Raw genomic sequence first — 8,292 nt, 5'->3', positions numbered from 1 at the left:
TTGGGAATTTCGTCAACGGGAGTTAGAGCAGCTCGCCGCTCTAACTCCGGAACAACACAAGCTCCGGGGCGTTAAGGCGCGCCGCCGGAGAATGCGATGTCCCGCAAACTCGACCTCAGAACTGGCCAGCCCGTCTGGTCAGCCTATCGCGCGCCTGCGGTGCCGACGGACGGCCTGGTCCGGGACGTCAAGGCAGATGTGCTGGTCGTCGGCATGGGCATCAGCGGCGCCATGATGGCCGAGGCGCTGACGGCCGATGGCCATCGGGTGATCTGTATCGACCGGCGCGGTCCGCTGAAGGGCTCGACGGCCGCAACCACCGCACTGGTGGCATTCGAAATAGACCAGCCTCTCTCCACGCTCTCGAAGATGGTCGGCAGAGCCTCGGCGCAGCAGGCCTGGCGGCGCTCGCGGCTCGCCGTCTCCAATCTCGCCGGACGCATCGCCGAACTCGGCATCAACTGTGGCCTGAGCCGGGCGCCGTCGCTCTATCTGTCTGGCACGATACTTGGTCCGTCGGAACTGCGCGACGAGGCCAAGGCACGGCGGCTAGCCGGCATCGCCGCGACCTATCTGACGCCGGCGCCGCTGGCGGAGACATTCGGCATCGACCGCGAAGGCGCCATTCTCAGCCACGGCAACATCGCGCTCGACCCGCGTAAGCTGACGGCTGGGCTGCTGCTGAAATCCCTTCAGCGCAAGGCTCGCTTCTACGCCCCCGTCGACGCGACAGTGATCGAGGATAGCGCCGAAGCTGTTGTCGTCGCGACCAGGGATGGCCCGACCATAACCGCGCGACATGTTGTTCTGGCCACCGGCTACGAACTTGTGGAGATCGTGCCGGCCGCGGCCCACCGGATCATCTCGACATGGGCGATCGCAACATGCCCGCAACCGCGAAAGCTCTGGCCGGACGCAGCGTTCATCTGGGAAGCGTCGGAGCCGTATCTGTATATGCGCACGACGATCGACGGCCGGGTCATTTGCGGCGGCGAGGACGAGGATTTTGTCGACGAAGCGCGGCGCGACGAGCTGATCGCCGACAAGAGCACACGCATCGCCGAGGAGCTCGGCCTGGTATTTCCGCATCTCGACACCAGGCCCGATTTTGCCTGGACCGGTTCGTTCGGCACCACAACCACCGGCCTGCCCTATATCGGCGCCATTCCCCGCCACCCGCGCATCTATGCAGTGATGGGCTACGGCGGCAACGGCATCACCTTCTCGCAGATCGCTTCCGAGATTGTCCCGGCTTCGATCAACGGGCTGGAGGACACGGATGCAAGATTGTTTGCCTTCAACCGCTGATCGCACCCGCAAACAATCCGTCATCACCTGATTGTAACGCATCTGAAACACACTTAAGTCTTTGGTGAAGTCGGCCGCGCGAGAATGGCTTGTGCGGCCTTCGTCTGAGGGAGAGCCAAATGGATTTCAGTGGTTTCGATATTGCGGTTGGTGCACTTGCCCTTCTGGTATTGGTGCTGCTGATCAAAGGCATCAGGACAATCCCGCAAGGCTACAACTATACGGTGGAGCGCTTTGGCCGTTACACCAAGACACTGAGCCCGGGTCTCAATTTCATTTACCCGTTCATCGACCGCATCGGCGCCAAGATGAACATGATGGAGCAGGTGCTCGACGTTCCAAGCCAGGAAATCATCACCCGCGACAACGCCATTGTCGGTGTCGACGGCATCGCCTTTTTCCAGATCCTCAACGCCGCTCAGGCCGCCTACCAGGTTTCCGGCCTGCAGAACGCCATCCTCAATTTGACGATGACCAACATCCGTACCGTCATGGGTTCGATGGATCTCGATGAACTCCTGTCGAACCGCGACGCCATCAACGAGCGCCTGCTGCGCGTCGTCGACGAAGCGGCCCACCCGTGGGGCATCAAGATCACCCGCGTCGAAATCAAGGACATCAACCCGCCGGCCAACCTTATCGAATCGATGGGCCGGCAGATGACCGCGGAACGCAACAAGCGCGCCCAGATCCTTGCCGCCGAAGGCCTCAAGCAGTCGCAGATCCTCGAGGCCGAAGGCCGCAAGGAAGCCGCCTTCCGCGATGCCGAGGCGCGCGAACGTTCGGCCGAGGCGGAGGCCCGCGCCACCCAGGTTGTGTCGGAAGCGATCTCCAAAGGCGATGTGCAGGCGCTGAACTACTTCGTTGCCCAGAAATACACCGAAGCGTTGGGCAAGATCGGCACTGCGACCAACAGCAAGATCGTGCTGATGCCCTTCGAGGCATCGTCGCTGATCGGTTCGCTCGGCGGCATTGGCGAGATCGCCAAGGAAGTCTTCCGCAGCGAGGGCACGACCGGCTCGCAGAGGCAGGCCGCGCGCCCGCCGGTCGTTCGCCCAACCGACAACTGAGGTCGAAACCAATGATCGACCGCATCGTTTCCGAACTCGGCCCGTGGAACTGGATGGTTCTCGGTTTCGTCCTGCTGGTGATGGAAATCATCGCGCCGGGTATCTTCATGCTGTGGATCGGCATCGCCGCGCTGATCATCGGCGCTGTGTCGCTGCTGATCTGGGACACCGGCTTCTGGACATGGCAGGTCCAGGTCCTCGCCTTCCTGGCGCTGTCGCTGGTCTCGGCCTATGTCGGCAAGAAGCTGGTCGGCAGCCGCAACGACCCGACCGATCAGCCGCTGCTCAACCGGCGCGGCGCGCAGATGGTCGGCAGGATGGCGACACTTGCCGAACCGATCCGTGACGGGCGCGGCCGCATCAAGCTGGGCGACACACTGTGGCGTGTCTCCGGCCCTGACCTGCCGGCCGGCACGCAAGTGCGCGTGACGGGTGCGGCCGATACGGATCTGGAACTGACCGTCGAGGCGGTCTGAACGTTCAGGCGGCGCCGATACGCAGCAGATCATGCAGGTGGATGAGGCCGACTGGTTTCCGGCCCTCCACCACCATCAGGCTGGTGATGGCTGAATTGTTGATCGTCTGCAGCGCCGTTGCCACCAGCGTGTCCGGCGTCGCGGTCTTCGGACCTCTTGTCATCACCTGATCCACCGTCATCGCCAGCAGATTGCTGCCGATGTGACGGCGGATGTCGCCATCGGTGATGATGCCGACCAGCGCACCGTCGACATCGGTGATCGCGACGCAGCCAAACCCTTTGCGCGACAGTTCCAGGATCGCGTCCTGCATGCCGGTGCCCGCAACCACCAGCGGCAGCCTGTCGCCGACATGCATGATCTCGCGGATCTGCGTCAAATTGGCGCCGAGCTGGCCGCCCGGGTGAAAGGTGCGGAAATGGTCCGGCGTGAAGCCGCGTGCTTCGAGCAGCGCGATCGCCAGCGCGTCGCCCATCACCAGTTGCAGCAGCGTCGATGTCGTTGGCGCCAGGCCATGCGGACAGGCCTCCGGAGCGCGCGGCAAAAGCAGCACCACGTCCGCCGCCCGCGCCAGCGCCGATGTCTCTCCGGCGGTGATGGCGATCAGCGGAATGGAAAAGCGCCTGGAATAGGCGACGATGCCCATCAGTTCCTTGCTTTCGCCCGACCACGACATGGCGATGATGGCGTCGTCCCTGGCGATCATGCCGAGATCGCCGTGGTTGGCTTCGGCGGGATGGACAAAGAAAGCCGGCGTGCCGGTCGAGGCCAGCGTCGCGGCGATCTTCGAACCGATATGGCCGCTTTTGCCGACGCCGGTGACGATGAGCCGGCCTTCAATCCCCGAGATCATCTCGACCGCCTGGGCGAAAGGCGCGGCCAGCCCATTCTCCAGCGCCTCGGCGAGGGCTGCGACACCGGCCTGTTCTGTCGCCACCGTCCTCAGCGCCGAAGCGATCGAGGCTTGCCTGTCCAAAGGCTTCTTATCCAGGGATCCCGCATGCATGGCTGATGCGATTAGCGCTTTGCCGGCGCGCTGTCCAACGGAAATGGCCCCAGGCATATCGCCCGAACGTGTGCGGTGGTTCAGACGACGGCAGGCGAGAAAACGCACGCGGTATGAATCCCTTTGGAAATCAGCGCTTCAGGCAGCTGACGGGCCGCTGCCTCAACCCTCCGTTAACCATCCCCATTTACGGTTCGGTAAGTATGGCGCGCGTGCGCCGCGCAAGCAGTGGTGGCGATGTCCGGGGTCCAGCCAGAAAATTCGACGGGACGTGGGGGCAAGGCGGTCTGCGCCTTGCTGCTGGCAACCAGCATGTTTGCCTTGCTGCGCCCAACGGCGCTCCATGCCCAGGAAACCGAACTGCGCGGCGAAGTTTCGGAATCGGCGATCCTGTCCGACCAGCAGCGCAAGGCGAGACAGCTGGCCTTGGCAGCGCAGGGTCAACAGCCGGCCAACGCCGCGCAGGACAACGCGCCGGCCCGCACCTATCTGCCGGCCAGCGCCGGTGCCGTGCCTGACGACGCTGACACTGGCGACGCCACCGCGACCGGCAGCCTCTTTGACCCGCCGGCAGCCACTGACGACACGTCCGTCGACACTGCGGCGCCGCCCAAGCCGCGCCGCCGCTCATCGGCCGCCAGGCAGAATGCGGCTGACCAAGCCAAGGACAAGGCTGCCGACAAGTCGAAAAAGAAGAAGAAATCGACGGCCGACACCTCCGACATCACCGCTTCCACGACCGCCTCCACGCCGGACGCCACCGATGCCGCAGAGACCGATGCGGACACGGCCAACCGCCGCGCACTCACCATCGACAGCGCCGACAGGCAGAAGCTCGACCCAGGAGCGGAGCGTACGGACGCCATCGAAGGCCAGAAGAAGAAGCTGGAGGATGATCCGTTTGCCGCCACCGGCGTCAAATGGGGCTCCTTCGTCATCCGGCCGACGATCGAACAGGGCCTGACCGCCACCTCGAACGGCGATTCGAGCAGTGCAGGCAAGTCGGCGCTGCTGTCCGAGACGGCGCTGCGCTTTTCCGCCGCCTCCGACTGGCGCGAGAACTCCGCTACGATCGACGGCTATGGCCTTTTTCGCGAGACCGTCTCGGGTTACCCGGTTCACGACGAGCAAGGCCGCATCGAAGGCCAGCTCAATGTCGACCTCGACAATGGTTTGCGCGCCATCGCCAAGCTCGGCTACGAGGCCGTGCCGGAATCGGCATCATCGCCGGACGCCATTGCCGGCGTCAGCAAGCAGCCGCTGCGGCAGACCATCGATGGCAGCCTGGCCGTCGAAAAGCATCTCGGCAAGATGCAGTACACCTTGACCGGCGCGGTCTCGCACGACTTCTACGGCGACGCCAAGCTATCGGACGGCACCTCGCTGTCGCAGAAGGATCAGGACTCGACGCTCTACACGGCGACGTTGCGCACCGGCTACGAGATCTCCCCTGCCCTGACCCCCTTCACCGAAATCGAGGTCGGCCGCCGGACCTATGATCAACGCATCGACAATGAAGGCTTCGAGCGCTCGTCGACGCGACTCGGCGCCCGCGCCGGCCTTGCACTCGACATGGGTGAGAAGCTGTCGGGCGAATTCTCGGCCGGCTGGCTCAGGGAAGCGATCGACGACAAAAACCTCGATGCGATCTCGGGTGCCACCGTCAACGCCGACCTCAAATGGTCACCCGAGCGCGGCACCATAATCGGCCTGACCGGGCGGACCACCGTCGAGCCCACGACCACATCGGGCGAGAGCGGCGACATCCTCTATTCCGGTCGCCTGACAGGCGAACGCCAGATTCGCGCCAACCTCACCGCCAACGCGGCTCTGGGTCTCGACTGGCGTGATTACATCGGCATCGACGGCCATGACAGGGTGTTGAGCGCCGAGGCCGGCCTGACCTGGTGGCTGAACCGCTACGCCGGCCTGACCACAAGAGTGAGGAGCGAGAAACTGACCAGCAACCTGCCGGGCCGGGACTACACCGCCAACAGCATCTTCCTCGGCGTCAAGGTGCAGCGCTGAACGGCCGCACCAACGACATCCGGCCGCTCGCTAGGATGTTTAAAACGCAGCACCACGGCGCTCTGACGGCTTCAGCTCGTCGAGAAGCGTGCGGATGACGCCCGCCATGTTCTCGTTCATGTCGCTGCGCCACAGCGCGAAGGCGACATTGGCCTCGACAAAACCCTCCGGCGATCCGCAGTCGAACGTGCGGCCTCGATAGTGGTAGCCGTAGAAAGGCTGCTGCTTTTCCAGCTTCAGCATGGCGTCGGTGAGCTGGATCTCGTTGCCGGCGCCTTTTTCCTGACCTTCTAGGATCTTGAAGATCTCCGGCTGCAGGATGTAGCGGCCGTTGATGTAGAGGTTGGACGGCGCGGTGCCGGCCTTCGGCTTTTCCACCATCTCGGTGATACGGAAGCCGTGATGCGTGTCCTCGCCGCGGCCGACGATGCCGTATTTGTGGGTTTCGGCGGGATCGCATTCCTGCACCGCGATGATGTTGTTGCCGGTCTCCTCGTAGAGCTCGACCATTGCCTTCGTGCAGCTCTTCTCCGACTGCATGATCATGTCGGGCAACAAAAGCGCGAAGGGCTCGTCGCCGACGAGCTCGCGGGCGCACCAGACGGCGTGGCCAAGTCCCATCGGCACCTGCTGGCGTGTGAAACTGGTCTGCCCCGGCGCCGGCTGCAGCCGCTGCAGGCGGGCGAGCTGGTCGTCCTTGCCGCGCTGGGCCAGCGTGTCATAGAGTTCGAACTGGATGTCGAAATGGTCCTCGATGACGGCCTTGTTGCGACCGGTGACGAAGATGAAATGCTCGATGCCGGCCTCGCGCGCCTCATCCACCACATACTGGATCACCGGCCGGTCGACGACGGTCAGCATTTCCTTGGGGACAGCCTTGGTGGCCGGAAGAAACCGTGTGCCGAGGCCGGCGACCGGGAAGACTGCCTTGCGAACTCTCTTCATGCTTTCAATTATCCGTTTGAGGGCCAGCTCCGCAATCCCCGTTTCAAGACATTTTCACGCCGGAATTGGGGATTACTGGGAAACTGAGGGGAGCGTCCACCGGTAAAGCTTCGAAGCGTCTTTTCGTTCCCGGTGGCACCTATGGTAAACTAATTCCTAACCTGGTTCGGCGATGAATGGTCTTTCCTGAGACAGAGAAGGAGGAAAAGATGTCCGTTCGCAATGCCGCAAAAATTTTTACCAGCGTCATGGCGGCAGCCAGCCTATCGCTCGCTCTGCTGATGCCTGGCCCCGCTTTCGCCGATGCCGGTTTCCGGCAATGGGTCGCCGGCTTCCGCGCCACCGCCGTGCAGAGCGGCGTTTCCGGCGCCCTATACGACCAGGCCTTCAGGAACATCAGGGATATCGATCCCGTGGTGCTGGAAAAGGCGCGCACGCAGCCTGAATTCACGGCCCCTGCCTGGGACTATTTCGACAACCGCGTCCATGATCAGTCCGTCGCCGTCGGCCAGCAGATGGCCAGGAAATGGAAGCCGTGGCTGGATCGGATCGAGGCCAGGTTCGGCGTCGACCGTTACATCCTGCTGGCCATCTGGTCGATGGAATCGAATTATGGCGAGATCCTCAAGCGCGACGACATCATGCGCAACGTCGTGCGCTCGCTGGCGACCTTGGCCTACGCCGATCCGAAGCGGGCGAAATTCGCCCGCACACAGCTGATCGCCGCGCTGAAGATCCTGCAGACCGGCGACATCGACGAAAGCCATCTGAGCGGATCCTGGGCCGGCGCCATGGGCCACACCCAGTTCATCCCGACCAGCTATCTGCACTATGCCGTGGACATGGACGGCAATGGCAAGCGAGACATCTGGAATTCGATCCCCGATGCGCTGGCGACATCAGCCAATTTGTTGAAGAAGAATGGCTGGCAGGCCGGCAAGACCTGGGGCTATGAGGTCGCCTTGCCAGCCGGAAAACTTCCCGGCGGTTCCAAGACGCTGTCGCAGTGGCAGGCGCTCGGCGTCGCCAGGGCCAACGGCAAGCCGTTCAAGAACGGCTCCGACAAGGCGACGCTGAAGGTGCCGGACGGCCGCAGCGGGCCGGCCTTCCTGATGATCAAGAATTTCACGGTCATCAAGGCCTACAACAACGCCGACAAATATGCGCTGGCCGTCGGCCTTCTTGCCGACGAAATCGCCGGCTCGAGCGGTCTGGTGCAGGACTGGAAGCGGCCTTTCACCAAGCTTACTTTCGAGGAAAGACAGGAGCTGCAGAAGCGGCTTTCCCAGCATGGCCTTTACGACGGCAAGTTCGACGGCAAGATCGGCGACGGCTCGAAGACTGCCATCATGGCCTTCCAGGCCAAGGCCGGCTTGACCCAGGACGGCTATCCGAGCATGGAAGTGCTGAAGTGGCTCCGGCAGAAATAGAGCCGCCTGCGGTGCCGCGCGGCCTTCCA

Annotated in this window: 7 protein-coding genes; 5 read left to right on the top strand and 2 right to left on the bottom strand. The window is 63.3% G+C overall.

From position 1 onward, the window contains the following. The first annotated feature begins 96 nt into the window (after nucleotides 1-96). The 3 genes from EN969_RS07885 to EN969_RS07875 all read left to right on the top strand — a co-directional run bounded on the left by EN969_RS07885 (nucleotide 97) and on the right by EN969_RS07875 (nucleotide 2,854). Nucleotides 97-1,308, top strand: a complete 1,212-nt coding sequence (locus EN969_RS07885) for an FAD-binding oxidoreductase (RefSeq protein ID WP_063168947.1) — start codon at nucleotides 97-99, stop codon at nucleotides 1,306-1,308. Nucleotides 1,309-1,427: 119 nt separating this feature from the next. Continuing rightward, a complete protein-coding gene (locus EN969_RS07880; RefSeq protein ID WP_013529726.1) occupies nucleotides 1,428-2,378 on the top strand; it encodes an SPFH domain-containing protein in 951 nt (316 codons plus the stop codon). An 11-nt stretch (nucleotides 2,379-2,389) separates the two neighbouring features. Next, complete coding sequence (locus EN969_RS07875) at nucleotides 2,390-2,854, top strand: NfeD family protein (protein WP_013529725.1); 465 nt, start codon at nucleotides 2,390-2,392, stop codon at nucleotides 2,852-2,854. A 4-nt stretch (nucleotides 2,855-2,858) separates the two neighbouring features. Here the strand turns inward: EN969_RS07875 and EN969_RS07870 are convergent, their stop codons facing one another. After that, complete coding sequence (locus EN969_RS07870) at nucleotides 2,859-3,860, bottom strand: KpsF/GutQ family sugar-phosphate isomerase (protein ID WP_024502733.1); 1,002 nt, start codon at nucleotides 3,858-3,860, stop codon at nucleotides 2,859-2,861. 237 nt (nucleotides 3,861-4,097) lie between these two features. Here EN969_RS07870 and EN969_RS07865 point away from each other — a divergent pair, with 237 nt between their 5' ends. Next, complete coding sequence (locus EN969_RS07865) at nucleotides 4,098-5,888, top strand: outer membrane beta-barrel protein (protein ID WP_063168948.1); 1,791 nt, start codon at nucleotides 4,098-4,100, stop codon at nucleotides 5,886-5,888. A gap of 39 nt (nucleotides 5,889-5,927) precedes the next feature. On the opposite strand, the gene galU is transcribed toward EN969_RS07865, so the two are convergent. Further along, on the bottom strand, nucleotides 5,928-6,833 hold the full coding sequence (gene galU, locus EN969_RS07860; protein WP_013529722.1) for a UTP--glucose-1-phosphate uridylyltransferase GalU: 906 nt from the start codon (nucleotides 6,831-6,833) through the stop codon (nucleotides 5,928-5,930). Nucleotides 6,834-7,042: 209 nt separating this feature from the next. Between galU and EN969_RS07855 the strand changes: the two genes are divergently transcribed. Then, nucleotides 7,043-8,263 carry a lytic murein transglycosylase gene (locus tag EN969_RS07855; protein WP_013529721.1) on the top strand — a complete coding sequence of 407 codons (1,221 nt, stop codon included), beginning with the start codon at nucleotides 7,043-7,045 and terminating at the stop codon, nucleotides 8,261-8,263. The last annotated feature ends 29 nt before the right edge of the window (nucleotides 8,264-8,292 follow it).

Source organism: Mesorhizobium sp. M7A.F.Ca.CA.003.01.2.1 (genome assembly GCF_003998945.1).
Lineage (GTDB): Bacteria > Pseudomonadota > Alphaproteobacteria > Rhizobiales > Rhizobiaceae > Mesorhizobium > Mesorhizobium ciceri.
The sequence above is the reverse complement of the archived record's forward strand: the minus strand, read 5'-3'. Positions and strand labels throughout refer to the sequence as shown.